This is a genomic window from Vibrio sp. 10N.222.55.C6, assembly GCF_041473395.1.
In the GTDB taxonomy this organism is placed as follows: Bacteria; Pseudomonadota; Gammaproteobacteria; order Enterobacterales; family Vibrionaceae; genus Vibrio; species Vibrio crassostreae_C.
Genome location: NZ_JBFRSD010000286.1, coordinates 1 through 403 on the forward strand (window position 1 = coordinate 1; position 403 = coordinate 403).

Annotated in this window: 1 protein-coding gene; it reads left to right on the forward strand. The window is 42.7% G+C overall.

Annotation, left to right across the window (positions count from 1 at the left end; translation table 11 throughout):
* Positions 1-319 precede the first annotated feature (319 nt).
* The coding region (locus AB4486_RS23710; RefSeq protein ID WP_372119029.1) for a LacI family DNA-binding transcriptional regulator at positions 320-403 on the forward strand (84 nt) is incomplete at its 3' end.

Consider the following 403-nt stretch of genomic DNA (forward strand, 5'->3'; position numbering starts at 1 on the left):
GAAATAATAGGGTCAATTTCGCCCCGTATATTACCGTCTGCTGCGGGTTCATCTCCGAATTGTGCTTTCTGATAAACGGAACTTGAGCACGCTTATTGGCACTCTGGGAGCAAGTAACAGAGCGCCGTTTTGATAAGGTGAGCAAGAATCTCATGAAACAGTTTCATGGCGTGAAGTGAATCTGTAAGCGCTTTCAAGATTTCCAAATCCAGCCTTTTTACCTCCAAGTTTAGTGTGATGACACTCACTTCAACTAAAACGTAATTTCTTAATAATCGTTTTGTAAGCGGTTACAAGCTAATGAAGTATCGAGGTTCGAGTGGCAACAATTAAACACGTATCAGAACATGCAGGTGTGTCTCAAGCGACAGTGTCTAGGGTTATCAATGGCACCAGTAGAGTG